Below are 24716 nucleotides of genomic sequence, written 5' to 3'. Positions count from 1 at the left end.
CAGGCTTACCCCGCAAAAAGTCCTCGCCACTCAGCAAGAGCGGCGGTGCGGTTGAGCTTGTAATTTGATCTGGAGGAAAGGCTGCGTTCCACGTTGAATAGGTTATAGACTGAGGCATGTATGGCTACGAATTTCTGCAAACTTCGTAGCCGTCGAAAGCGCAGCATCGCCCGTTCCCGCCTTCGGAACGGCAAGTGCGAATTCTCAGCGCGATTATTTAGCCAGCGGCCAGCTTCTTGACGATCTGCATTGCCAAGCTCCTTCAGCGCGGCGCCGTATGAACGCAACCGATCCGTGACAATAAGCTCCGGGCGACCGTGCTTGCACATTGCTTTCTTGAGGAACTTCAGTGCCGCCTTCTTATCACGCGTCTTAGTCACGTAGCTTTCCAGTATTTCGCCTTCGTGATCCACCGCTCGCCACAGGTAGTGCCTTTCACCGTTAATCTTTACGAACATCTCGTCAAGGTGCCACCGCCATCGGCTGGATTTCATCCCGCTCACACGACGCTTTTTAATCTCAGCGGCGAATATCGGACCAAATCGATGCCACCAGTATCGAACAGATTCATGACTGACATCGATACCTCGTTCATGCAGCAGGTCTTCGACATTTCGAAGCGACAACTGAAACCGAACATAGAGCATCACGGCCAGGCGGATGATCTCCGGACTGGTTTTAAAGTAACGGAAGGGGCTGCGTTGTGTCATAACATGAAGCTACAAAACCGCCCTCCCCGCCTCAACCCTGTTTCCTTTGACAATACCCAGATGGCTGCTTCAGGTTTGGCGCACCGATAGGACATTGCAGCAGGTCGCGCCGGTTAGTCCGTATAGCTTTGGCAGGCATCAACTCCGTTGGCTGTCGAGGCAAGTAGCTGATCTGCATCACGGATGAGATCGGCGACCCGCCTGTCCGCCAGACGATACCGAACGAAGCGGCCTTTGCTGCGGCGACTGACCAGCCCGCATTCCAGCAGACAGCGCAGATGGTTCGAGACGTTGGGCTGACCCAAACCCGTATGCCCGACGATTTCCTGCACGTTGCGTTCGTCCGACACCAGCGCATCGAGGATCGTCAGACGGCTGGGATCGCTTAGGCCCCGGAAGAGCTTTGCCCGCAGTTCCAGTGTATCGGGTGCCGAAAGATCGTCTTGAATGTTTTGCGCTGTCATATCATTATCCACTGATACGTTAGCAGCGTACCTTTTCGCCCGCCACCACAAAAAGGATCGCACATGAGCCAGCCCGATAACAGCAAGTTGGCGACAGCCTCCTCCCCGATCCGAATGCGGGTGCAAGGCATGGACTGCGCGAAAGATGCCGCCGAGATCGAGCGCGCGGCCCGGTCTGCGGGCGTGGCCGAAGGCGACGTGAAAGTGTCCGCCGCCACCCACATCATGACATTGCGGATCGCGGACGGCGATCTGCCGAAAGTGCGGCCCGCGCTCGACGCGACCGGCTACGGTTTCGAGAAGATCGAGGACGGCGATACATCGTCCGATCCGGCCTACAAGGACCCGAGCTATCGCCGCGCGCTCTGGATCGTGGTCGCGCTCAATCTCGGATACGGCGTGGTCGAAATGTTCGGCGGGTTCCTGTCCGGTTCGCAGGCGCTGAAGGCAGACGCGCTCGATTTTCTGGGCGATGGTGCGATCACGTTTCTGGGCCTGCTCGCCATCGGCTGGAGCCTGACATGGCGGGCGCGGTCGGCGATGATCCAAGGCGTGTTTCTGGGCCTTCTGGGCCTTGGCGTTGTCGGCAGCACGCTCTGGCGTGTCCTCAACCAGACCACGCCAGAAGCCGGGTTGATGGGAGCCTTCGCGGTAGGTGCGCTGATCGTAAACATCCTCGCGGTGCTGCCGCTGCTAAAGCACCGCAAGGGTGATGCCAATATGCGAGCCGTCTGGCTGTTCTCTCGCAACGACGCCATCGGCAACCTCGCCGTGGTCATCGCCGCCGGGCTGGTCGCGTGGCTTGGCAGTGCATGGCCCGACCTGATCGTCGCGTTCGCGATCGCGGGGCTTTTCCTGCATTCGTCGTGGATGATCATCCGCGATGCCCGGAGTGACTTGGTGGAAGCTGACTAACTCCATCATGGTGCGACGCGCCGAACGAAAGCCGACATTCGCGCGCCCCGCAGCATCGGTGAGTCTGGGCTCAAAGCCGACTTGCGGCGACGCGGCGCCAAGTTCATGGCGAGTGAACCGCCTTCGGAGCGTTCGCAACGCCAGCTGTCAGCCCAGAGCGGACCCACGACGCTTGCCCTAGATCTGTGATAGCTGACCTTCACCGCACGGGTTGCGAATTAGTAAGATGCGGACGAAGCGCCGTTTTGCTGCGGCTGCGCTAATGTCGGCTTTCAAACTAGCGCGCTCTCAACGCATCCAGCATCGGGCAATCGCTTTGCCCTATCGCACAGTTTGCGACCAGTTCAGCCAAAGCACTCTCAAGCTGTCGAAGCTCTGCCAGCTTCGCCTGCACATTCAATAGATGCTTGCGTCCAAGTTGCTCGACCGTCTCACACGCGTCTGATGGAGCATCAGCCAAATGGCGGAGCGCAACGGCGTCGCTTATTGAGAACCCCAAATCACGGCACCGCTTGATAAACCGGAGTTCAGATATTTCAGCATCTGTATAGGTTCGCCGCCCAGACGCGGTCCTTCCTGCTGTAGATATGATCCCCTCACGCTCATAGTAGCGGATCGTCTCTATTGAGACGCCACTAAGGCGGGATGCCTCACCAATCGCAATCATGTGATCGAACTCCACTTGCTTCTGTAGTGGCTACAGGATGCATAACTTCTCGCATGATGTCGAATTTTGAAAATCTTGAAGATGATGCCAAAGGGCCGAACAGGTTACTGATTGGCGGCGCTGGCTTCCTTGCTTTGCTTAGCGCATCATGCTGCGTTTTGCCAATTGGTCTTTCAATCATAGGGTTGGGTGGAACGTGGCTTGTCATTCTCGGGCCATTTGTCGAGTATCGGGTCGAGTTACTGGTTGTCGTGGGATTGGTGCTGGCTTGGGGATGGGTTCGCCTCTGGGGGCGTTGGAAATGCGCGAGTCGCAGACGTTCAACCGTTGTCATTCTTGGCTTCACAACGCTGACCTTTGTTCTTGCCGCCAGCTCCCCACTCTGGGAAGAAGACGCGGCGAGAGCGATGTTTGCTTTACTTAGACAACATCGATGAGAGCCTGATGCCGATACTTTCAGGATTTCTACCACTCATGGGATACACGCAATGGCGACACAAACAAATAAAGTGAACCTTCAATCCACAATCACATGCCCCGAATGCGGTCACGTTGCGGAGGAGACTATGCCGACCGATGCGTGCCAGTGGTTCTATGAATGCAAGTCCTGCCACACGGTTTTGAAACCGCTTGAAGGAGATTGCTGCGTCTATTGTTCTTACGCGACTGTGCCGTGCCCCCCGATACAGGAAGGCAAGTCCTGCTGCGCATAGCTGCCGTTGGGTGGTGTCAGACCAATTCGAACTCGTCTCTACTGGGCCAGTAGCTCTAACCTTTATGTCGCGCAGAGAATCCGCCACTCGGCAAGAGCGGCGGCGCGGTTCAGCTTGAAATGATCTCGTTTTGAAAGACTGCGCTCCTGATTGAAGTGGTTGAAAACGGATGCGTGAATGGAGACAAATTTCTGTAAACTTCGCATCCGGCGAAAACGGTGCATCGCGCGTTCTCGTCGTCGAAACGGCAAATGGGAATTCTCGGCTCGGTTGTTCTTCCAGCGTCCCGTTTCCTGCCTGGACGCATTCCCGATAACTTTCATCGCAGCGCCATATGAACGTAACTTGTCAGTGACTACGACCTCGGGATGGCCGTAGCGTTTCATCGCTTTTCTCAAGAATTTATAGGCTGCGGCACGATCTCGGCGCTTCGTGACATAGCTTTCCAGCACCTCACCTTCATGATCGACAGCCCGCCATAGATAGTGTTGCTCACCGTTGATCTTCACGAAAACCTCATCCAGATGCCATCGCCAGTTGGAGTGAGATCGCATTTGATAAACTCGGCGCTTACGTATCTCAGATGCGAACAGCGGGCCAAATCTGTTCCACCAAAACCGGATGGTTTCGTGGCTGACGTCGATACCCCGCTCGTGAAGGAGATCTTCCACGTTCCGCAGCGAAAGCGGAAATCGGACGTACATCATTACCGCCAGCCGGATGATCTCTGGGCTGGTTTTGAAATAGCGAAAAGGGGAGCGTTTTGTCATCCCTCGACGCTATGTGACCGCCCTGCCCGCCTCAAGTTGGTTTCTTCTGACATCACCCGATCAATCTTTTTGCGCTGTCTCACATGCGAATGGATGGAGAAGGGATCAGCGGAGAGGCTGGCCGGAGTGGGTGGCTCTTGATGCTGACGCTGGCGTTCACACCAATGTTGATGATCTTCGGGTTTATCGCTGGCATGGTGATTTTCCGGGTCTCTGATGCTCTTCTATCCGCAGGATTTTTCTATGCGGTGGAAGGCGTCATCGGCGGCGATTTTACGTTCGGATTTGTCGCGATCATCGGCTACGCGGTGCTGATGTCGCTGATCTATATCGTTCTTCTTGAACGGTCTTTCAGCTTGATTACAGAACTCCCGACGCGAGTTCTGAGATGGATGGGTGACAGAGATCAAGTCGTCTCTAATACGTATGCCATCGCCCCGGTGCGCCCCGGCGCGGGAGTTCCAATGGGGAAGCATGCTACCGGGGGTGCGATGCAGAAGTCCTCGATCTCAGATACGTCAGAGGGAAAAGGTTCTTCCAATAACCCGGAGAGAAAAAAGTGACACGTTCTCTTGTACGATTTCGAATTGCGTCTAATTCAGAAATTGGAAACTGAAACGAGATATAAAGGTGAGACTATGTCACACGAACAATACAATGCTGCACTCGCGCGACTGACTGCGCATATTGAGGAGCACCCCCACGCGGGGTCTACGAAAATCATGAGAGATGCGATCTGCGATAAACCAGTGCGTCTGTCGCATGTATTCTATTCGCTCGACAGGGGGAATTGCGAGGACGTCATGACTGTGATGTCTCTAGCGCGGCAGTTCGGCTTCCCGCAAAACTTTCATGAGAATGCGGGATGAAGAAACTGCATAAGTTTTTTCAGATTTTCTCTTGAACCCGAATTATAGTGACATAGGTATATGATCGTGAGGGCAACAAATTGCTTGATCATCTCGTCCCCCGCCGCACAGGCGGCTTAGAGATTACAAGCGGCATAGAGAAATCTAACGCTTTTACAAAGATCGGTTTCGATTGATCCTTGTTGTTACCCGCCGAGCAGGCGGAATGGGAGGCCGGGTCTAACGACCCGGTTTTCTCGTTTTAAAGGCCCGGTTCCATGTCTCCGAAGGGGCTGTGAACTTCGGGCCTTTCGTCCTCCGCCTCCCTTCCCCGCGCTGTTCGCGCTGCTCCGGGAGCCTTGGGGATATTCTGCATCCATCCGCCTCCTTCGTCATCGTCCAGATACGTGAGGCCTGCATCCTCTACCGGCGCGGGGAACTCCTCGGCGAGGCGACGGATGATCTGACGTGCGCAATCGCCCAAGGCTCCGCCCTGGGCGATGCGTTCAGCTTCACCTTGGGCCAGAGTTGCCCCATATCCATCGCACCATCTGAGCCAGGCTGCCGCACGGCGGCAGGCGGTTGCGTCGAGTGGATCTCGGGCAACGGCGGCGGCGTCGAGAAACTGGCGGACGGCATATGTATTTCGCATGATGATCTCCTTTAAATCAGATCAAGAATAAGTAAGACGGAAATGCCACCCGCGCCGATGGCAGCGCCGGTGAGGCCGGAGAGAAACGCCGTGATCCGGGTTTCTCGTGCGATAGCCTCAGCCCGCGCCAGTGGCTCCGTGAGTGCCTGCGCGATGTGCTGGCGGGCTTTGTCGATATCGCTCCCGATGCGGACGGTGACGCCTTCGGTCTCGCGCGTGGCGATGGCGCGTGAGGTTCTTTGATATCCCTTGGATACCTCGATGAGAGCTTCCCGCGCGGCGGTCAGTTCATCTGTGACGCGCTGCTGCGCTTCGATCAGATCACCGGCGTAGACGATGAACCGGCGGATATCGTCTGACGGTGGTAAATCCGTCTCATTCTCGTGAAGCGCGGGCTTCTTGATCCGTGCCATGGGATGATCCTTTATCGAAGCCCCGGTGCGCGAAGACCTCGCCTCGGCCTACGCAGTGGGCGGTGTTGCGATTGGAGAACGGGGGCGAGAAATGGCGCGAAGGCGGCTTTCGCGGCCAAGCCCGCCGCTCTGTTAAGTTCCCGCCGCGCGGCCCGCATCCGGGCTTCCCTGACCGCTTCGGGGTCTCGGCCAAGCCGTCGCCTCAGTTGTGTCAATGTTGCCGTTCGGTCGATCCGCCCCGCGCCCACCTTCTGACCGTCAGGGCCGGTTATCAGTGCGCCGGACCCTTTGCCCTTTTGTACGATCTCGAAGGTCCACCCTGCGGACCTGATCTCCCTATGAAGCTCCTTCCAGCTTGTGGCAGTCAGGAGCGCCTGACGGACACGTTCCGGCACGTCCGGTTCGTATGGTTCCCGGCTGCGCCTATGTCCGCGCATAGGCTCTCCCGTAGCCGGTGATGGAGCGTTACGGCCTTCCACCGCGTTCCAACCTCGCTCCGCCTCGATCCGGCGCAGGCTGCCTTCAATCCGGGCATAGCTCTGGCTGTCGGAAACAGTTTTACCGTCCGGCCCGACCCGGTTTACAGCGATATGAAAATGCGGGTGATCTTTGTCATCATGTGCGATGACCACGGCCTGATTTTCGGACAACCCCAAAGATTTCAGGATGCGCCGCGCATCCGCCCGCATCTGCTGCGGGGTGGGCTGCTCTCCCTGTGCGTAGCTGACTGAGATGTGCATGACAGGTTGCGTTGTCCGTGCGCTCTGCGCCGCCGCAACGGTCATTTCAGATACCGCTGCCTCTGGGCTGTCTGATGCGAGGTTGTGGAGCGCCAGAAGCCGCCCACGCCCCTCTTTCGTCAGATATCTGATGAGCCTGCCGAAGTTGTCGCCTTTCCGCGTCTTGCCTATCATCTCGGTTCGTCCCCGGTGGTGGCGTTCCGGGCCTCCCGGCGGCGCGGTGCGTCTGCGATGTAGATCAGACCTCTGACAATACCACCAATCATGAACATCATGATGCCGGTGAAAACGAGAGTGATGGTCCGTGCCATGGCGGTTTCGGTTGTCATGATCAATCCCCCTTAAGGTCTGTTGCAATTTCAAGAATGCGCTCTCGCGCGGCTGTCACCCGCCCGACCTCAGCCGCCGAAAAAGCCTTCGATGTGTTGCCGACCTTCGCGATTTGATTGAGCAACGCACCGACGCGGTTCAGCGCCGCAACTGCTTCGACTGTCACGCCCGAGGCTCGGGGTTTCGGTGGTCTCTGCGTCAGGATAAATGATCGGACATAGCTAGACATGGGAAGGGAAACTGATCCCGCCATGTCTGCGATCCGATTCCACTCATCATCATCGAGACGGATTGCCAAAACGTTCTCGCGCATTTCCTACCTCCTCGGACCTTTCCGAAAATCGAAGCCGTTGGCGACTATCGGAGCCATAGGCGACCGGCGCAGCCGTTTTGTTAAACTTCTGTTTATACAAAACATTGCTTGCTGTTCTTACTCTGTTCACTGTATGTTAAAAGGATTAACATTGCAAGAAAAACAGGAAACAGCGATGAATATACAGCGTTTCATGGTGTGTGTTGGAATGAGCGCGGTGGCGTTTTTTTTCACCGGACTGCGTGTGTATGTCCGAAAGATTCCTGAAAACGATTTCGATGAAGTGGTCGTACGCGGGCGAGTGATTGGGATCAGTTCCGAGGACGCAGAGGACGTAGCGACGGCATATGCTGCAACACGGCGAGGTTGCGCACTGATCGCATATCACAAGCTCCCAGAAGCTCGAAAGCAGGATGTCAAAGAGGAGGCGGCGGCGTTCCGGGAAAAGAGCGCATGGGCAAAGTGGTTTGGGTTGTCTGATGCGGAAATTGCGGTCTCGCTTGCGTTGTCAGATTTGCCAGAGCGATCTAGAGATATGAAGAAGCTCGGGAGGTCTAAACTGGTCGAGGGAGGTCTGATATCCTCGGCGGCGTTCCTGTTCATAATGCCGCTTCATATCGCAATAAGCACTCTCGACTTCATCAAAGCGACAGTAGCTCCATGTGATCGATGAGCGTAACCGGCCCTTTGCCGACTTTCGCCAGGATGGTCACCGCTGCGATGCAGCTTCCCGAAACCGGCCTTCGGTGGCATCGTGCAGCATGAGCTGGGGCGCCAAGGTCCGCATGGCGGGATAAGGCCGGCGCTAAGTAATTTTCAACAGACGACCGTTTTTGAAGCTCGTGACAAATGCAAACGTTTTTGAAAATGTGGCTAGAACCACCACGGAACCAACGTGAGCAGAAATCAAATGCGTGTCATCATTGCAAAGGAGCTTTTGGTTTTCCATGTGGAAATTGGAAAGCCAACTGTTGATTGGCAATTTGGCAAACAGTTACTTGAGCTTTTTGCTGAGCACGACAAAAGGTTGGTTCCTCAACTCCTAAGCGTCTGGAACGACAAGGTCGCTGATTTTAAGGATGTGGAAGATGCGCGGCCTCATTGGGCAGGCGTTGGCCAACTCCAGGTAAACGGTTCAACGTCTGAGTTTCATGCTGGCCTTGGCTGGAGGCGCAATCTGACCACAAAATACCAAGCAGAGATAAAGCATGAGCACCAGAACGTGAAAGGTCGCTACCAGCCAGCTTCGCTATCTTTCTACGCAAAACCCCACAAATCAGTTGATTGGCGCGGATTTGCTGAGAGCTTGTATGAACTAACGGACGCTCAATACGGATTTATGCATCTGTACCGCGATGCACACCTGAGGAAAGACCTTTCGAATGCAAGAGAACCGACTTGGATTGTAGGGCAAAGAACACCTGCTTCGATCCCGCAACTCGGATGGTCGACCTTTTTGGGTCGACCTTACGCTGGAGTTGTTGGTCAATTCTTGGAACGAAATCAACATGCAGACCATAATGTTAGTGTAGTTAAATTGGGCAGTGGAATCGCAATTTCGTTGACGGAAAGCATCTACTGTGTGGCTGACAGATTCGACGTCTTCAGTTTGAAACGAGCGAAAGTTAAAAGCTGGTTTCCGGAGAATTTCTTCACGATGTGATTGTGCGGCAATTCGGAGATGTGCAGACTGAAACATCGTCAACCATCTCTGATCAAACGCGAAAGCTGACATATCATGACAAAGATCGAACCAATTGACGGAGAAACACCGCTCGATTTTGTTCAGAGAGCAGACTCACTGAAAATACCGGAGGGGATGATAAACAGAATCCTCACGGATCACTTTGGCTATGCGGATGACGGCGAGATAAAAGAGCTCAAGCTGCAGTCTAAGCCATTTTGGGATCAGTTTTATCGTGAACACGTCGAAGGGATATTTCAAAGAGGTGGCACTCGATATGCTGCGCTGAGGTTTATCCAGAGAAAGAACGACCATGCCGACGAGCATAGAAGGCTATCCGAAGTTGAGATTGAACGAATTGTAGACTCGGCAGGTGAATGGCCTCGTTAATCCGATTTTCGCTTACCGGTCATTCGCCGCCCATGCGAGATCTGGGTATGAGTGAACTCACACAAGGCGGGACTTTGTGAGCTTTCGCTGCGGCTGCGCCAAAGCCCAGTTTGGCGAGTGGCTCGAAAAACGGTCGCTTTTGACACGATGTGTGGTCGCTGCAACGAGCATTCGAGATTGTAAAGACAATTGCTTTTGCTTAAGAGAACAACAACAAATTATTAAGTGATGTAGGCCATGGTACACCGTTCCGCAATAATCGCAGCATCCGCTTTTGCAGTAGTTATCGCAACTGCAATGCCAGCTGACGCGAAACTAAAAAGAAAACTAGTTCGATATACAGCTGGCGCAGCCATTGTATCTGCCTTCTCTGAAATGTGTGGTGCAAAACGCATCGGACAATTCCAGGAGAGCTTTATTGTTTTTGCGGGCACCAAACAAAAACTAACTGATAAAGACAAGACAGATATTATGGGCATCTTCGCGCGAACAAAAAAGGACGCCTATGAAAGAGTTCCAGCCGGAGCAGCGCGAAAAGATCAATGTTCAAAAATATCCAAGGCGGAGCGGCAAGAAACGATTGATCAGGGTATTTCTGGTAATTGGAAAGGTATCGCATACTAAGGGCTGGGTACAATTTTCTCAGAACCTAACAGCAAAGAGTCGAACTGATCCAAGGTAAATGCGCTTCAGATCATTGTGATGCGTGGCGTAGCCTGTGTATGGATGCCAACGAACCTCGTTCGGCGCAGTCACGAACCCCGTTCTAAACGCGCTGTTCGCGACCTTCGAAAAGTAAATCGAACGGTCCATACCGGCCATCCATGATCGCCTTCCTCGCTGCAGAGAAGCTTAACCAGAACGACCATTCGTGTATTGTCTTGCACATCGATGACCGGGTTAAGGTCGGCAGTGCGGACGAAGCCGACTTTGACGACCTTTCCACTTCGGCGATATCAACAATTACCACGCAATCAAACGAGGGCTTCCCCTATCCATGGTGTAGTTTGAAGTTCGACTAATGTTTGAATGGGGCGGTCCTTGCTTATGGGGCATGAACAAGGCAACCCAATCCGCTTTCGGTGGCTACTCAAATTTAGAAGCGACCCTCCCTTTGTCCCCATACACAAAGGCAAAATTGGGTGAGCTTGTGAAGATGCACGACGGGGCGCTGGACTGGGCAGACCCCGGAGGCCCGAGTCCTTGGTCCAAGAACGATTTCGAAAACTTCGAGACCGAAGCACTCGCCATATTGAAGGGTATTCAAACAGAGCTCGGAAATGAGTACTCGGTAAGGTACGAGCCAATCGCAAGCATCATCTAGGGGGGCGCCTTGGAACTATCGGTTGAAAGCAGCAGCAATTGGATGTATGCGGCGCAAAGCGCCGAGTTGGCAACATAGTATAATCAGAAAGTAGTGTTGAATGTGGGAATGTGTTGATAAATCCCGAGCCCTAGCTGTGTGGGCTGTGGCAACTGCAACGATCTTGGCAGGCTGCGTTGCCCCGCCTGATCCATCTAGTTTTGAAACCCGCTTTGTGAACGGGCAGCAGGCCTACCTCATTAGAGGATCAAAGATTTTTTCATATGGCCCTCATGACAGCCGCAAAGGCCAGCCTCCGCAACAAAAAGAATTGCGAGCGACGGCCTCGGAAGTGGAAACAGGCAAACATCCTCTCGGGTTGCCGTTCCAAGCTTCGGCGGTTTGTCCAAATGGGTATCGGATCATTGACCGATCCGAGCCCTCGTCTTCATTCTATATGTTTTTGGCAACAGGAAGCGCGGCTTATAGAGTGTCACAAACTTATACAATAGTGTGCCGCTAGGCCGGTTGCGGCCATCTGGGCCGGGCGAAGTCGAAGCGTTTGTCCAGAGCCCCTCTCACCCCTTCTTCTTGCCCTTCAGCTTGTATTCCTCCTGGATCGGCATCCGGTTGATGGCATCTAGCCCGGCGATGCGGTAGGCTTCGGCCAGCGTGGGGTAATTGAAGGTGTTCTCGACGAAGTAATCTACGGTACCTTTGAGGTTCAAAACGGCTTGGGCGATGTGGATGAGTTCGGTCGCGCCTTCGCCGACGATTTGCACGCCGAGGAAGCGGCCGTTCTCGAGGCTGACCTCGACATGATCGTTCGCGTCTTCAACCTTTGTGATGGCAGAGCCGAGGCGCAGGCTCATGCCGTTTTTGCATTGCTGACCTTAGTGGATGGTGCAGCATGGCAGGGCGTTGAACCTAAGCCCTGAATGGCCGCTTTCATGTGTTTGACAGTGTGCCGTTGCAAGCGCAGCGAATTCACACTTTCCGCCCTCCTTTCACATGGGCGTTTCATAAGTTCCCCCTCAAGAAGCCCTGATCCTCCCCCACTGAACTTGTCCTTCTATGTCCTTTTATCAATGCTCGGGGGGTGCAGGGGGCTTGCCCCTTGCTCAAACGGCTGTGACGGGTTCGGTGACGCAAGCGGAGCGCGTCACGGGTTCTGTCACGACGAATCGAAACGATAGAGGATAACCTCCTAATGTATCTGAAAGCCCCGCCGGAGCGGGGCTTTGGTAAGCTTAAACGACGTGGAGCGCGTGCATTTTTCGGCTCTCGGGCGGATAGCTCAACCGCTCTACAATCACTTCCATTCCGATCAAAGATATATCCTCGTGATCTGCAATCATACCTTCCGTGATTTCTTCAAATACTGCTTCGATCCGCGCCCAGATGGGGATTTCTAGATCGCCGCCGCCGGTCAAGATTTTCTTGATTGTGTCTGCGCACTCCGTGCTCCACTCAATCGATAGTTCGTTCGCATCCATGTTGTTATCTCCTTCTAAAGTGTGAGGGCCGCTCATGCAGCCTCCCGATGGCAAATTGGGTTGGTAGCAATGTAGTCCACGGCTTTCTGTGCTGCGCTTGCGGCGGTAAAAATCCACCGCTTGTCGTCTCTGAGAGCTTTAAGCCATCCTTCGACATATGCGCCGCTCTGCCCAAAATCAGGCGTCAGCCCGAGGGTAAGGCAGGTCATGCATGCTCCAATCTCCGCGACCAACTCCTCCCGCGCGTAGGCTTCGCGGTCGCGCCCTTTCGTAAGGCGGCCAAGGCGGCTCTCGTGGCCGGTCCAATGGATGGTTTCATGTGCCAGCGTGGCATAGTAGTCGCCTGCTCCGTGGAAGGTGTTGACCGGAGGCATGTGGATTACGTCACGCGCAGGGTGATAGAACGCCTCCGGCGCTTCGGTGGTCTCGATCTGCGCCCCTGTCGAAACAAAGAAGGCGTCAAGCTCGGGGTTGGCTTCGGTTCCGAGGTCTCGGGCCTCGATGATGGTGGGGCGGTAATATTCGTCCGGTAGTCCGTCGATCTGATCGGCATTGAAAACCCGATAGCCGCGCATGTAAGGAACCGTGATCTCCTCCCCAGTCACATCGTCCTCTTTTTGCAGTGTGTTGTAATAGACAACGGAAGCGGATTTCTCACCACGGCGGACCACGCCGCCTGCGCCCTTGGCCTGTTTGAATGTGAGCCAATACGGGCTTGCATACCCATTCTTCCCTGCGACCAGCCAGAGCATCAGCGTGTTGATACCCCGGTACGCCTGCCCGTTGGCCCTCAGGGGGAACGCTGCCCCAGCTTTGCTCCCTGTCCACGGCTGACGCCAAGGGGGCGTTCCCGCTTCCATCGCTTCGATGATTGAATCTGTGACGTGTTGTTGAATATCGAATTGTTTAGCCATTTGTGGCCTCCCTCGGTTGGCCCCTTCCAGAATTGGGCTGGGGCTTCTGGCGAGGTCCGCGAACGCGGCCCTCTCCTGAAACCCTGCCCCTCGGCGAGAGCAGGGGGGGAACCGCCGCAATTGGAAAATCAAGTGGACAAGGGAGTGGTGCGGCCCGCAGGCGCAGCCGAGGACACGGTCCCGCAGGATACGCAGTATTTTCCGGTTGAGGTGGGGGACCGGCGGTCCCCTGACTTGTTTTCTCGAAGAACTACAGCATGCTACTTGGTAGCTACGGCCCAAGCATAGCCATAAAATCTTTAATTTTCAGCGCATTGTAATGCTCACTACGCAAGCTACATCAAACTGCATTTTCTCTTATCGTTTGGTCTCTGCATGGAACATCAGAATAGAAAACTACGGTAGTTTTCGTAGCTTCCACCCATATTATTTTTTCTAAGTAACAGTGGTCGAGCGGCGTTACGCTCGTCTGCAATCAAACGGCTGTGACGGGTTCTGTGACATGAAATGTCACGGGTTCTGTCACGACGGATTGATTGCAGAAGGGTCCCCTTTAGAAAGAGATTTGGCTTCATTTGGCAATATGAATGGAGAGAGGCTTGGCAGCATGCCAAACCTCTCTCCGAAGTGTTCGCTGGTTGGGGTTGGAATCCGTCGTGACAGAACCCGTGACGCGCTACGCTGGCGTCACAGAACCCGTCACAGCCGTTTCCAACCCCAACCAACGAACACGGAGCATTGAAGAAAAAACATCGGGGTCTGGGAAGGCAACAAACGAAGTACATCCAAGCACGTGTAGAAAACTGCAAGTATGCACAAAACGCCGCGAAACCTTTGGTGAGCACACCAACTGGCAAGGTGCCTACTTGGCTGTGCATCCGCAGCTCAGCCACCGCCTTGGTCACGCGGTGGATATGTCAGCACTCTACCACCGGCACTTCGACATCTCCGCACTGGGATCACAGGGCGCACCCTCCCTGGCGACACGGCACAAGCCACGCATGCCGTCACGACGTGCTTCGAGGGCCACACCGATCACAACCGACTGGCGAAGGTGGGATCTCGGGGTTAGGGTGCTTCCAAAACAGCATGTCGTTACATGGCATAACGGAGGGCAGCGTGACCGAGCTTTATTTCAAGGGCAAAGAATTTGTTTACAACCACCATTTGACCGTGCCGCATCGCCCGCTGGAGATGCACGCTGACAAAGGAATTGGTGATCCGCGCCTGGACGGAAACCTGATCCTACAGGGGGACAACCTGCACGCCTTGAAAGCTCTTCTGCCGATTTACGCTGGAAAAGTGGACTGCATCTTTATCGACCCGCCTTACAATACTGGAAATGAATCCTGGTCCTACAGTGATAGCGTCAATGCACCGATGATCCGCGAGTGGTTGCAAGACAACCCGATTAACACCGATGATAAACTAAGGCATGACAAATGGTGCGCAATGATGTGGCCCCGCCTGCGTCTTCTTTATGATCTTCTTTCAGAAAGTGGGTCACTCTGGGTGACTCTCGATGACAATGAGTTCCATCGAGGGAAGCAAATTCTTGATGAGATCTTTGGCGATGAGAGTCATGTCGCGACTGTTGTTTGGCAAAAGGCAGACAGCCCAAAGAATACCGCGAAACATTTCAGCGTCGATCATGACTACTTGCTAGTTTACGCCAAAGACAAGGAAAGCTGGCGGCCCAACCTCATTGACCGCACGGAAGCAATGACCGCGCGATATACAAATTCGGACAATGACCCACGCGGACCTTGGATGACTGGAGACCTGGATGCCCGAAATTATTACTCCAAAGGAGAGTATTCCATCCAAATCCCAGGTGGCAGGCTCATTCCTGGCCCACCAAAGGGGCGTTACTGGACAGTTTCTGAAGACAAGTTTTGGAAGCTGGATGCAGATAATCGGATTTACTGGGGTGCGGATGGGAAATCCGAGCCCAACGTCAAAAAGTTTCTTTCGGAAGTTCGGGATGGCGTCGTGCCGCAAACGTTATGGCGTTGGCAAGATGCTGGCAGCACGAGACACTCAAAAACGGAAATTGTTAGAATCATGGGCGGAAGCGAAGAGGATATCTTCGTCACTCCCAAGCCCACAAAGCTGATAGATCGTATTCTAAAAGTCGCTACCGATGCCGACTCTATCGTTTTGGATTCATTCGCTGGATCGGGGACTACCGCTCACTCTGTTTTGAAAGCTAACCAGCAAGATAGTGGAAATAGAAAGTTTATTTTGGTCGAAATGGAGGGGTACGCTAACGAGTTGACCGCAGAGCGAGTTCGGCGGGTATCTCAAGGCTACGACTTCACAGGAAAAACCAAAACGGAATTGCTTCGCGAAAAGCTAACGTGGTCCTGGTTGAACAAGGCGGATCGACTCAAGGAACAAATTGAGAAAATAGAAAATCTGCATGGCCATGAGTTCGATGAAATAAAGAAAACCGTGAAAAACGGCGAATTGATAGTTACAGGCGAGAAAAAGGTAGAAAAAAGAGTTGAAGGCCTTGGTGGCGAGTTCACTTACTGCACCCTCGGCGCACCTATCGAGATGGACAAGATCCTGACCGGGGAAACACTTCCCCCCTTCGTCGACCTGGCGACGGTTCTGTTCCATACCGCCACCAACCTGCCTGGTGATCCTGCCAAGGTGGATTCTGATACGTTCTTTATGGGTGAGGCCAACGGCCAGATACTTTGGCTGGTCTACAAACCGGAGCTGGACTGGCTGAAAACACCGGACGCGGCCCTGTCGTTGTCCTTTGCCCGCAAGATCGGGGAAGAGCACCCGAAGGCACGACACCTGGTCTTTGCGCCCGCCAATCACACCAACCCCAAGATGCTTGCGAAGGAAGGGCTGAAGGTCGAGTTCGCACCGTTGCCCTACGCGCTGTATCGCGTCGAGAAGGCATAAGGCATGCGCACGCTTGATTACCAAGAGCGCGTGATGAAGGCGCTCGATACCTACCTTGCGGAGCTGAAAACGCAGAAGGCCAAGGCAGATCAGGTCGAAGCTGTCGCTGCGGCCAACCCAGGCATTGAGATACCTATTCCTGATTTTGCTGCGGCGACCTGGGAAGCGCTGCGTAAGCAATCGGGCTTCCTACCCACACGGATAGACAAGAAAACCAAAGACCCAATCCCGTTTTCTGAGCGGAAAGACGGGATTGGTCGGTCTGTTCCCAATATCACGCTGAAAGTCCCTACCGGTGGCGGTAAGACTTATCTCGCCGTCAACTCGATCTCTCGCATCCTAGGAAGCTACATCGGCTCGAACAGCGGCTTTGTGCTCTGGATCGTCCCTAACGAAGCCATTTACACCCAAACCCTGCGACGCCTGAAAGACCGGCAGGACCCGTACCGGCAGGTGTTGGATCGGGCAGCTGCTGGTCGCGTGAAGATCATGGAGAAGAATGATCGCCTCGATCGGCGCGACATCGACGCGAATCTTTGCGTGATGGTGCTGATGCTGCAATCGGCCAACCGTGAGACGCAGGACAGCTTGAAGATGTTCCGGGATCGTGGCGATGTTCATGGCTTCACCCCGACCGGACAACAGGACAAGCACGAAGAGCTCCTCAAGGCGATACCGAACCTGTCGACCTACGATCATGGTGACGCGGTTGTGCCGTGGGCAATGGTCAAAGACAGCTTGGGGAATGCCCTACGGATCATCCGCCCGATTGTCGTAGTCGATGAGGGGCAGAAGGCCGTGTCTGAACTGGCCTTCAAGACCTTGTATGGCTTCAATCCCTCCTTCGTACTCGAGCTGACGGCCACACCGAAAGACGTTGCTCCATCTGCTACGAAAACAGGTCGATATGCGAATCTGTTGGTTGAGGTGACCGGCAAGGAGCTTGATCAAGAAGGCATGATCAAAATGCCGCTGAACCTCGATCCTCGGCAAAGCTCTGATTGGCATTCAACCCTCGATGTGGGCGTTGCCAAGCTGCGCGAAGTACAGGCTGCAGCAGAGACTTACGAAGCTGATGGCGGTGACTACATTCGCCCAATCATGTTGGTTCAGGTGGAGCGTACGGGCGATGATCAGCGTGAAGGAGGATTCATTCACGCACTTGATGTGATGGACCGGCTGAAACAGCTTGGCTTTGATGAAGCCGAGGTCGCTATCAAGACGGCGCAGAGGAACGACCTGAAAGAGCCGGAGAATCAAGATCTTCTATCTCCGACCAACAGGGTGCGCGTCATCATCACCAAACAGGCGCTGCAAGAGGGCTGGGACTGCCCTTTCGCTTACGTGCTGTGCTCACTGGCTGCCAGTAGCAATATGAGCGCCATGACTCAGCTTGTGGGACGCATCCTGCGTCAACCCTATGCACACAAGACTGACGTTCCAATCCTGGATGAGTGCCATGTCGTGACGCATCACGCGGGAACAGGTGATGTGATCAAGGCCATCAAAGATGGTCTTGAGAAGGATGGTTTGTCTGACCTTGTGGTTACCACTCCAGGAGGCGATGGGAGCGGCTCGAAGGCTGGGGTTGCCCGAGATGTCGCGCGACGGGACATCTTTGATAAGAAGGACATCTATCTGCCGAAGGTGCTCTGGGTTGAAGGTTCTGAAACTCGGGATTTCGATTACGACACCGACCTGCTGTCAAAGATCGACTGGACGAATTTCAAAACTCAAGAGATGGCAACGAAGCTCCCCGCCAACCCCACTGAAGTGACTTCGCAGCTGCAACGGTTCAGTCTCAACGGTCCTGATGGCAAAATCGTCAATGAGGACGGTGATATCATCTCCGAAAGTATGGTGTTCGATCCGGTCTTCGTCACTAGGTCGATTTCGGACATCGTTCCAAATGCCTTCACCGCGCGTGGTATCGTGTCCGATCTTCTCGTTGCCCTGGATGATGTTGGCTATGATGTGGAAAAGCGTGGTAAGCATGCCGGCCTGATCCTTACAGAGCTACGCAAGGCGTTGGAGGCAATGCGTTCCACGACAGCCGAAGCGCTGTTCAGGTCTCTGGTCGCGTCCGGTGATATCCAGTTCCGCCTGCGAGTAGATGGCCGGAATTGGAAGATGCCGTCCAAGGATATCACGCTTCAACCTGCCAATGCAGCACCTCTGCTGAACGATAAGCAACAACCCATCGCGAAGAGCCTTTTCGAACTTAACTATCGGGCTGACTTCAATGATGACGAAGCGAAGGTGGCCGTTCACCTGGACGGAGCAGCTACGGTGACCTGGTGGCACCGAAACGTCGCGAGGCATCAGTACGGCCTGCAAGGTTGGAGAAGAGGCCGCATTTATCCAGACTTCGTGTTCGCGGCCCATACATCAGGCGGCAACAACCGTCTGGTGGCGCTTGAAACAAAAGGCGATCAGCTCGCAGGAAATCTCGATACCGCATACAAGCAGAGCGTCCTAGAGGTTCTTACCAACGGGTTTGCGTGGGACCACACGCCTCCGGCTGGGCAAATGCAGCTTGTGAATGATGACGGTTCGATAGTCGAATGCGCTTTGGTCTTGATGAACGACATTGATGCCAAGCTACCCGATCTGATCGACCCCTGACAAATGACAAGCCCAAGAAGTTGACGGCGACTGTATTCAATGGCGCACAGTGGTTCATCCCCCCAGGTTACTGAAAGGGAGATGAGCCTCTGGCGGGGAATTGAATCAGTTGCGTTCAAAGGACGAAGGGTCCAGTCCGCGCGAGGCACTGTTCATTGCAGCTGATGAAACACAGGCAGACGACTGTGTTTCAAAGCGTCGATGCAGGAACAAAAATCGCAGATTTTTGCGGGCTGGATAAGTCCTGTACCTCTGGGATCGACGATGGGAGCGGCGCAAAGGGCTGTCTCAACGACGTGGATTTAAGGGTTTGTAGCCAATTTCAAAACATACAATGCGACATGCAATGAGTTTCTGAAATCTGAATTTACCCAATAAAATCAATGCCTAATGGCGGAGACGAAGGGATTCGAACCCTCGAAACGGTTTCCCGTTTACTCCCTTAGCAGGGGAGCGCCTTCGACCACTCGGCCACGTCTCCGCCGACCCGTTTAGCGATGCGCGCGGCGGAGGGCAAGAGGGGGGCATGAAGAAAACGACGGTTGGGGAAATCACCGCTTCCACGTAGCTGCGCGCTCGGGCGACGCGAGGCGAAAACCGCGGGCACGCGCCAAGTTCCGCCACTGGCAGAGCCCTGCATTTGGGCGACCCCGCCAAAATGGGGTAAGCCTATCCTATGGTTCGCCCTGCAGGAGATTCGCCCATGCCTTCGACCGCCCGCCGCTCTGCGCTTGCCGCTCTTGCCACGCTCTGTGTCGGCCTGCCCGGCGCCGTGGCGGCCAATCCCGCGCCCGTTCCGGCTTGGCTGCAGACACATGTCGGGGTCGGCGAAGGCAAGATCGCGTCGGTGGTCCTGCACCGCGCCCGGAAACTCTACCAAAAGAAACGCGCGCAAGGCTCGGTGCGGAACGCCTGCTACTTCGCCATGGACGCCACCCGCCCGAGCACCGGACAGGACGGCAAGGCGGGGCGACGCTTCTATATCATCTGCGAGGACAGCCGGACTTTTCGCGCGATCTCGTCGGGCTATGGCAACGGACGCAAACTGCACCGCGCGAATTTCTCCAACGGCCGCGAATGCGCCCAGAACTTCAGCAATGCCGAGGGCTCAAAACTGACGGCGGGCGGCGCCTATGTGACGGCCGAGACCCGCACATCTTTCAAGGGGATCATCCACGAGGACGGCGCGAAAACCCCCTTCTACCGAACCTTCATCCTGTTCGACGGAGAAGGCGAAACCCAGAACGCCAGAGAGCGTGCCATAGGTGGGCATCGGGCCGCCTTCGTGCGTTGGCAATGCCGGTTCGAAGACCCCGACAATCCGCATGCGGATGACGAGGGCTTTGTGCCTTTTGGCCGCCTGATCGATTACACCAGCGGGCGCAGCAATGGCTGCACCACATGGTCAGAGGATCACTCGCAAGAGATCATATCGCTGGTCGAAGGGAACCCGACAACGCTCTACATTTACCCTGAATCCGGCGATATCGACGCAGTGGCGCGCACGGTCTCGAAGAAAGCAACGCTGGCGGGGTCCGGGCTCTATTGGAATACGGCCTGCCTCGAGAAAATCGGTGCGCCGCAGTTCTGGCCCAAGCAACGCCTGCAGCCGATCATCAACACGTGGCGCCAATCCTTGCCGAAACAGCCGCCCCGCGTTCTGCCGATCTGTGATTAAGGCCGGACAGGCGCAAAGCACCGCACGCGCCAAATACCCCGCGCGTTTCGAGATCGCCACCACCGCAATACAGACGCAATACCGACGTGATACCGACAAGGGGTTTCGCCTGTCGATTCGCCGTTAACCTTGGTCAGTCTTGCAGTCTTCAGGTGTTGAAGAGGAAGTGCATCACGTCGCCGTCCTGGACGATATAGCTCTTGCCTTCGGCGCGCATCTTGCCCGCTTCCTTGGCCCCCTGCTCACCGTTCGAGGCGATAAAATCCTCATAGGCGATCGTCTCGGCGCGGATGAACCCCTTCTCGAAATCCCCATGGATAACGCCTGCGGCCTGCGGCGCGCTGGTGCCTTGGCGGATGGTCCAGGCGCGGGCCTCTTTGGGACCGACGGTGAAATAGGTCTCGAGATGGAGAAGCTCATACCCCGCCCGGATCAACCGGTCGAGGCCCGCCTCTTCAAGGCCCATTTCCTCGAGGAACATGGCGGCTTCCTCATCCTCAAGCTGGCTGATCTCTTCTTCGATCTGGGCCGAGATGATAACGTGGCTGTTGCCCTGTGCGGCGGCCATTTCGGCCACGCGGGCGGAATGGGCATTGCCCTCGGCGGCCTCGGATTCACCTACGTTACAAACATACAGCACCGGTTTGGTTGTCAGAAGTTGGAGCATTTTCCATGCCTTAGCGTCTTCTGCATCGACATCGACAACGCGCGCGGGCTTGCCATCTTCGAGAACGGCCTGCGCTTGCGCAAGGAGACGGTCCTGCTGCACCGCTTCCTTGTCATTGCCCTTGAGTTTGCGCACGAGCCCGGCGCGGCGCTTCTCGATGCTCTCGAGATCGGCAAGCATCAGCTCGGTCTCGATCACCTCGGCATCCTCGACCGGATCAACACGCCCCTCGACATGGGTCACATCGCCGTCTTCGAAACAACGCAGCACATGGGCAATCGCGTCCACCTCGCGGATATTGGCCAGGAACTGGTTGCCAAGGCCCTCCCCTTTCGAAGCGCCTTTGACGAGGCCCGCGATATCAACAAAGGTCATCCGCGTGGGGATGATCTGCTTGGAGCCGGCGATCGCCGCAAGCTTGTCGAGACGCGCATCCGGCACCCCCACCTCGCCGACGTTCGGCTCGATGGTGCAGAACGGGAAGTTCGCCGCCTGCGCAGCCGCAGTCCTGGTCAGCGCGTTGAACAACGTGGATTTGCCCACATTCGGCAAACCGACAATCCCCATCTTAAAGCCCATAGCGGCCTCCCGTTCGATGATCCTGCGGCGCCCACGGCAGATCGTGCCCGGGCCCCTGAAGTAGCTCGCATCGCTTTATTGGCTGTCTAACCTCGACGCAAGCCGCCTCTTTGCTTCGCGCCCGCGCGCGCGGCATATGTGCGAAAGAACCACACTTTTCCACAGAGTCGCACGTTTCGGCATGTCATCGCTTGCAACCATGCAACTGGTGCGCTTGATTATCTTGATATCAAATTGGATTTGTCCGGAGGATCTTTCATGAAAGCTGTCTGGCTCGCGGCCGGTTTTTGCGCCGTCGCTAGTGTATCCTCGGCCCAAGAACTCGTTCTTGGCGCAGGGTATACCGACTTCAACCAAAATGGCGCGAATGACAGTGCGATCCTCTCGCTCGAATATCACGCGACACCTTTCTATGAGAATGGCAACTTCACCCTCGGTTGGGGGGGCGTCGTCTCGGCACAGGCGGGTGGTGACATCTTCGTCGGTGGTGGCCTCGTGAGCAAATACGCCTTCTCGTCCGACTGGTCCGCAGAGGCGAGCGTGATGCCCGGCGCCTATTTCGAGGACAGCGCCCTGACTGATCTCGGCCATACGCTGGAATTCCGGAGCCTGATTGGCCTCGCCTATCATCTGCCCTCTGGCGACAAGATTTCGCTGGCCGTGCTGCACAAATCCAATGCGGGCCTCGGCAACATCAACCCCGGCGCCAACACCGTGCTCTTGCGCTGGCACCGTTCCTTCTAAAACGCCGGTTCTGACCCGCGTTTTCGTAGCGCAGAGGCGGCACGCTGTCCCGCCTCGCGCTTTTCCTGCCGCACGCCATTGATTCCCGCACCGTTTTTGCGGCAAATCGGAGCGACGAAAGCACAAGGACGCTCCGATGACTCGCATTGACGCCAAATTCGCTGACCTGAACGCCAAGGGCAAAAAGGCATTTGTCGCCTATGTCATGGCGGGCGACCCCGACTACGAAACCTCGCTCGAGGTTGTGAAGGGCTTGCCGGGGGCCGGTGTCGACATCATCGAGCTTGGCCTGCCCTTCACCGACCCGATGGCCGATGGACCGACGATTCAGCTTGCCGGGCAGCGCGCGCTCGACGGCGGCATGACATTGCAAAAGACCCTCGACCTCGCGACCGAGTTCCGCAAACAGGACGACACGACGCCGATCGTGCTCATGGGCTATTACAACCCGATCTATAACCGCGGCGTGGAGACCTTCCTTGCCGATGCCAAGGCCGCCGGGATCGACGGCCTTATCGTCGTGGACCTGCCCCCGGAAGAAGACGAAGAGCTTTGCATCCCGGCCCAAGCCGCGGGCCTGAACTTTATCCGTCTCGCCACCCCGACCACAGATGACAGACGCCTGCCCAAAGTGCTGCAAAACACCTCGGGCTTTGTCTATTATGTCTCTGTCACCGGCATCACCGGCGCCGCCGAGGCACAGGCCGGCGAGGTTGGCCCGGAAGTTGCACGCATCAAGGCCAAGACCGATCTGCCGATCATCGTCGGCTTCGGCATCAACACGCCGGATCGGGCAGAGGCCATCGCCTCTGTCGCGGATGGGGCCGTGGTCGGCTCAGCCATCGTCGGCCAGATCGGCGCGGGCAAACCCGTCTCCGAGGTGCTCTCCTTCGTCAAATCGCTCGCCGACGGCGCGCATCGCGCCTGACCCGTATGTTCGCCCTCGCGATTGAAACCGTCAAACGCAACATCGCGTTCTACGCGGTGGTCTGTCTTGCCGTCGTCATGCTCGAAAGCATCATGCAGGCGGTCGGCCTTGTCTCGCTCGCCTTTGCCTCATTGGTCATGCTCTACACCCACCGCATGATCCAGATGGGCGAGACGCACCCTTGGTCCGATCCCCTTTCGACCAAGGGCATCGACGGGCGCAACGTGCCGATCTTCCGCTATGCCCTGCGCTTCACGGCCTTCTTCTTCCTGCTGATGCTAACGATGACGGCGGCCTTCATGGTGCTCTCGGCGATCCAGATCATCGACTTCGCCAATCCCCGGCTGCAGACACTTGTGACGCTGCTTGGTTTTCTCATCGCCCTGCCTGCCGCCGCGATCCTGCTTGGCCTGGTGGGTTCTGTCCTGCCCGCGTCTGCCGAACGCGGCGATACCTCGCTGCGCCGCGCCCTCGCGCGCGGTCAGGCCACGCTGCGGGGCTTCGTGCCGAACTTCCTTGTCGGCCCCGGCGTCGCGATCCTCATCGGCACCCTGCTTTTGTCGGTCTTGCCCTTCGGCACGGGCATTATCGGCCGCACCCTGTCGCTGATCCTGTCGACGCTCATCATGGAAGCCGTCGCACTCCTGATCGCCACCGCCCTGAGCCTCGCCTATCTCGAAGCCGAACGCGCCTAGCCTTTCCGCTTGAGGATCTGCGTCGCGCGGTAGGTCATCACAACCTCGTCGCGCTGGTTCACTGTTTCATAAGCGATCTCGGTCCGCCCCCGATCCGGACGCGAGGCCGAAGGTGTCGAAGACAGTATTTCCCCCCGCGTGCGCAGCCTGTCTCCGGGCCGCACCGGCACTTTCCAACGCACCTCGTCCAAACCCGAAGACCCCATCGAGCTATCGGCCCAGACATTCATCTCGAGAACCTGCCGAAGCGCGATTCCCATGGTCTGCAACCCGCTCGCGATCAACCCGCCATAGGCCGACTCCTTGGCCGCTTCCGGATCGGTGTGAAACGGCTGGGGATCCCAATCCCGCGCAAAGGCGAGGATCGATTCTTGCGTGACTTCGTACTCGGCCTCTGCCTCAAAGCGATACCCGACCGGCAAATCGTCAAAATACATGATGCTCTCCTGTTTGCGTCTAAGCCTACCGCCTCGCCCCGCAATGACCAGACCAGCGCGCGCAAAATGCCGTTGCGTCTTTTTCGCCGCATTGGTAAAGAACCTTTACCAATACAAGG

General features: G+C 55.9%; 27 protein-coding genes, 1 tRNA gene and 1 pseudogene. 14 read left to right on the top strand and 15 right to left on the bottom strand.

The window, feature by feature from the left end:
* Positions 1 to 5: 5 nt before the first annotated feature.
* Positions 6 to 710 (bottom strand): IS6 family transposase, encoded by a 705-nt coding sequence (locus tag R1W01_RS13500; protein ID WP_317275272.1) that lies wholly within the window; start codon positions 708 to 710, stop codon positions 6 to 8.
* Positions 711 to 823: 113 nt separating this feature from the next.
* Positions 824 to 1174 (bottom strand): ArsR/SmtB family transcription factor, encoded by a 351-nt coding sequence (locus R1W01_RS13495; protein WP_007803330.1) that lies wholly within the window; start codon positions 1172 to 1174, stop codon positions 824 to 826.
* Between the two features lie 63 nt (positions 1175 to 1237).
* Here R1W01_RS13495 and R1W01_RS13490 point away from each other — a divergent pair, with 63 nt between their 5' ends.
* Positions 1238 to 2089 (top strand): cation diffusion facilitator family transporter, encoded by an 852-nt coding sequence (locus tag R1W01_RS13490; RefSeq protein WP_007803328.1) that lies wholly within the window; start codon positions 1238 to 1240, stop codon positions 2087 to 2089.
* Between the two features lie 277 nt (positions 2090 to 2366).
* Here R1W01_RS13490 and R1W01_RS13485 read toward each other — a convergent pair whose 3' ends face one another.
* Positions 2367 to 2756, bottom strand: a complete 390-nt coding sequence (locus tag R1W01_RS13485; protein WP_317275271.1) for a MerR family transcriptional regulator — start codon at positions 2754 to 2756, stop codon at positions 2367 to 2369.
* Positions 2757 to 2809: 53 nt separating this feature from the next.
* Between R1W01_RS13485 and R1W01_RS13480 the strand changes: the two genes are divergently transcribed.
* Both R1W01_RS13480 and R1W01_RS13475 read left to right on the top strand, forming a co-directional pair.
* A complete protein-coding gene (locus R1W01_RS13480; RefSeq protein ID WP_317275270.1) occupies positions 2810 to 3193 on the top strand; it encodes a hypothetical protein in 384 nt (127 codons plus the stop codon).
* Positions 3194 to 3244: 51 nt separating this feature from the next.
* Entirely contained in the window at positions 3245 to 3469 is a 225-nt protein-coding gene (locus R1W01_RS13475; protein ID WP_317275269.1) for a GDCCVxC domain-containing (seleno)protein, read from the top strand.
* Between the two features lie 62 nt (positions 3470 to 3531).
* On the opposite strand, the gene R1W01_RS13470 is transcribed toward R1W01_RS13475, so the two are convergent.
* On the bottom strand, positions 3532 to 4239 hold the full coding sequence (locus R1W01_RS13470; protein WP_058242990.1) for an IS6 family transposase: 708 nt from the start codon (positions 4237 to 4239) through the stop codon (positions 3532 to 3534).
* Positions 4240 to 4379: 140 nt separating this feature from the next.
* Here R1W01_RS13470 and R1W01_RS13465 point away from each other — a divergent pair, with 140 nt between their 5' ends.
* Positions 4380 to 4802: a hypothetical protein gene (locus R1W01_RS13465; RefSeq protein ID WP_317275268.1), complete on the top strand. Its 423-nt coding sequence runs from the start codon at positions 4380 to 4382 to the stop codon at positions 4800 to 4802.
* Between the two features lie 547 nt (positions 4803 to 5349).
* Here R1W01_RS13465 and R1W01_RS13460 read toward each other — a convergent pair.
* Genes R1W01_RS13460 through R1W01_RS13440 form a run of 5 tightly spaced genes read right to left on the bottom strand, consistent with a single transcriptional unit; the run spans position 5350 to position 7535 of the window.
* Positions 5350 to 5739, bottom strand: a complete 390-nt coding sequence (locus tag R1W01_RS13460; RefSeq protein ID WP_317275267.1) for a hypothetical protein — start codon at positions 5737 to 5739, stop codon at positions 5350 to 5352.
* An 11-nt stretch (positions 5740 to 5750) separates the two neighbouring features.
* Complete coding sequence (locus tag R1W01_RS13455) at positions 5751 to 6152, bottom strand: hypothetical protein (protein WP_317275266.1); 402 nt, start codon at positions 6150 to 6152, stop codon at positions 5751 to 5753.
* An 11-nt stretch (positions 6153 to 6163) separates the two neighbouring features.
* On the bottom strand, positions 6164 to 7066 hold the full coding sequence (locus R1W01_RS13450; RefSeq protein WP_317275265.1) for a relaxase/mobilization nuclease domain-containing protein: 903 nt from the start codon (positions 7064 to 7066) through the stop codon (positions 6164 to 6166).
* Positions 7063 to 7221, bottom strand: coding sequence for a hypothetical protein (locus R1W01_RS13445; RefSeq protein WP_317275264.1), 159 nt, complete (start codon positions 7219 to 7221; stop codon positions 7063 to 7065). The genes R1W01_RS13450 and R1W01_RS13445 overlap by 4 nt, the downstream gene beginning before the upstream one ends.
* A gap of 2 nt (positions 7222 to 7223) precedes the next feature.
* A complete protein-coding gene (locus R1W01_RS13440) occupies positions 7224 to 7535 on the bottom strand; it encodes a plasmid mobilization protein (protein WP_317275263.1) in 312 nt (103 codons plus the stop codon).
* A 151-nt stretch (positions 7536 to 7686) separates the two neighbouring features.
* On the opposite strand from R1W01_RS13440, the gene R1W01_RS13435 reads away from it, so the two are divergent.
* The 4 genes from R1W01_RS13435 to R1W01_RS13420 all read left to right on the top strand — a co-directional run bounded on the left by R1W01_RS13435 (position 7687) and on the right by R1W01_RS13420 (position 10233).
* Entirely contained in the window at positions 7687 to 8208 is a 522-nt protein-coding gene (locus R1W01_RS13435) for a hypothetical protein (protein WP_317275262.1), read from the top strand.
* A gap of 237 nt (positions 8209 to 8445) precedes the next feature.
* Positions 8446 to 9198 (top strand): hypothetical protein, encoded by a 753-nt coding sequence (locus R1W01_RS13430; protein WP_317275261.1) that lies wholly within the window; start codon positions 8446 to 8448, stop codon positions 9196 to 9198.
* 75 nt (positions 9199 to 9273) lie between these two features.
* Entirely contained in the window at positions 9274 to 9609 is a 336-nt protein-coding gene (locus R1W01_RS13425) for a hypothetical protein (RefSeq protein WP_317275260.1), read from the top strand.
* Positions 9610 to 9846: 237 nt separating this feature from the next.
* Positions 9847 to 10233, top strand: a complete 387-nt coding sequence (locus R1W01_RS13420) for a hypothetical protein (RefSeq protein ID WP_317275259.1) — start codon at positions 9847 to 9849, stop codon at positions 10231 to 10233.
* Positions 10234 to 11490: 1257 nt separating this feature from the next.
* Here R1W01_RS13420 and R1W01_RS13415 read toward each other — a convergent pair.
* From R1W01_RS13415 to R1W01_RS13405, 3 genes and pseudogenes are all read right to left on the bottom strand, one after another.
* Positions 11491 to 11721, bottom strand: a pseudogene (locus tag R1W01_RS13415) (Si-specific NAD(P)(+) transhydrogenase); the annotation flags it as partial.
* A 441-nt stretch (positions 11722 to 12162) separates the two neighbouring features.
* Entirely contained in the window at positions 12163 to 12408 is a 246-nt protein-coding gene (locus R1W01_RS13410) for a hypothetical protein (protein WP_317275258.1), read from the bottom strand.
* 32 nt (positions 12409 to 12440) lie between these two features.
* Positions 12441 to 13322, bottom strand: coding sequence for an ArdC family protein (locus R1W01_RS13405; protein WP_317275257.1), 882 nt, complete (start codon positions 13320 to 13322; stop codon positions 12441 to 12443).
* 1119 nt (positions 13323 to 14441) lie between these two features.
* Here R1W01_RS13405 and R1W01_RS13400 point away from each other — a divergent pair.
* The gene (locus R1W01_RS13400; protein ID WP_317275256.1) at positions 14442 to 16244 is read left to right on the top strand and encodes a site-specific DNA-methyltransferase; all 1803 of its coding nucleotides are present in this window, start codon (positions 14442 to 14444) and stop codon (positions 16242 to 16244) included.
* A gap of 3 nt (positions 16245 to 16247) precedes the next feature.
* Positions 16248 to 18869: a DEAD/DEAH box helicase gene (locus R1W01_RS13395; RefSeq protein WP_317275255.1), complete on the top strand. Its 2622-nt coding sequence runs from the start codon at positions 16248 to 16250 to the stop codon at positions 18867 to 18869.
* 391 nt (positions 18870 to 19260) lie between these two features.
* Here the strand turns inward: R1W01_RS13395 and R1W01_RS13390 are convergent.
* Positions 19261 to 19350 (bottom strand) — tRNA-Ser (locus tag R1W01_RS13390).
* A gap of 222 nt (positions 19351 to 19572) precedes the next feature.
* Between R1W01_RS13390 and R1W01_RS13385 the strand changes: the two genes are divergently transcribed.
* Positions 19573 to 20547: a murein L,D-transpeptidase catalytic domain-containing protein gene (locus R1W01_RS13385; protein WP_297755798.1), complete on the top strand. Its 975-nt coding sequence runs from the start codon at positions 19573 to 19575 to the stop codon at positions 20545 to 20547.
* Between the two features lie 148 nt (positions 20548 to 20695).
* Here the strand turns inward: R1W01_RS13385 and ychF are convergent, their stop codons facing one another.
* The gene (ychF, locus tag R1W01_RS13380) at positions 20696 to 21793 is read right to left on the bottom strand and encodes a redox-regulated ATPase YchF (RefSeq protein ID WP_243614666.1); all 1098 of its coding nucleotides are present in this window, start codon (positions 21791 to 21793) and stop codon (positions 20696 to 20698) included.
* Positions 21794 to 22051: 258 nt separating this feature from the next.
* Here ychF and R1W01_RS13375 point away from each other — a divergent pair, with 258 nt between their 5' ends.
* The 3 genes from R1W01_RS13375 (at position 22052) to R1W01_RS13365 (ending at position 24160) form a co-directional block, all read left to right on the top strand.
* On the top strand, positions 22052 to 22537 hold the full coding sequence (locus R1W01_RS13375) for an acyloxyacyl hydrolase (protein ID WP_243614667.1): 486 nt from the start codon (positions 22052 to 22054) through the stop codon (positions 22535 to 22537).
* A 136-nt stretch (positions 22538 to 22673) separates the two neighbouring features.
* The gene (gene trpA, locus R1W01_RS13370; protein WP_297755794.1) at positions 22674 to 23465 is read left to right on the top strand and encodes a tryptophan synthase subunit alpha; all 792 of its coding nucleotides are present in this window, start codon (positions 22674 to 22676) and stop codon (positions 23463 to 23465) included.
* 5 nt (positions 23466 to 23470) lie between these two features.
* Positions 23471 to 24160, top strand: coding sequence for a hypothetical protein (locus R1W01_RS13365; RefSeq protein ID WP_297755792.1), 690 nt, complete (start codon positions 23471 to 23473; stop codon positions 24158 to 24160).
* Here the strand turns inward: R1W01_RS13365 and R1W01_RS13360 are convergent.
* Positions 24157 to 24597 carry a MaoC family dehydratase gene (locus tag R1W01_RS13360; RefSeq protein WP_243614670.1) on the bottom strand — a complete coding sequence of 147 codons (441 nt, stop codon included), beginning with the start codon at positions 24595 to 24597 and terminating at the stop codon, positions 24157 to 24159. The two genes, R1W01_RS13365 and R1W01_RS13360, sit on opposite strands and share 4 nt — an antisense overlap.
* Positions 24598 to 24716: the final 119 nt, after the last annotated feature.

Origin of the sequence: Shimia sp. FJ5, from assembly GCF_032918335.1 — a bacterium.
Classification (GTDB): Bacteria; Pseudomonadota; Alphaproteobacteria; order Rhodobacterales; family Rhodobacteraceae; genus Shimia; species Shimia aestuarii_A.
The sequence above is the reverse complement of the archived record's forward strand: the minus strand, read 5'-3'. Positions and strand labels throughout refer to the sequence as shown.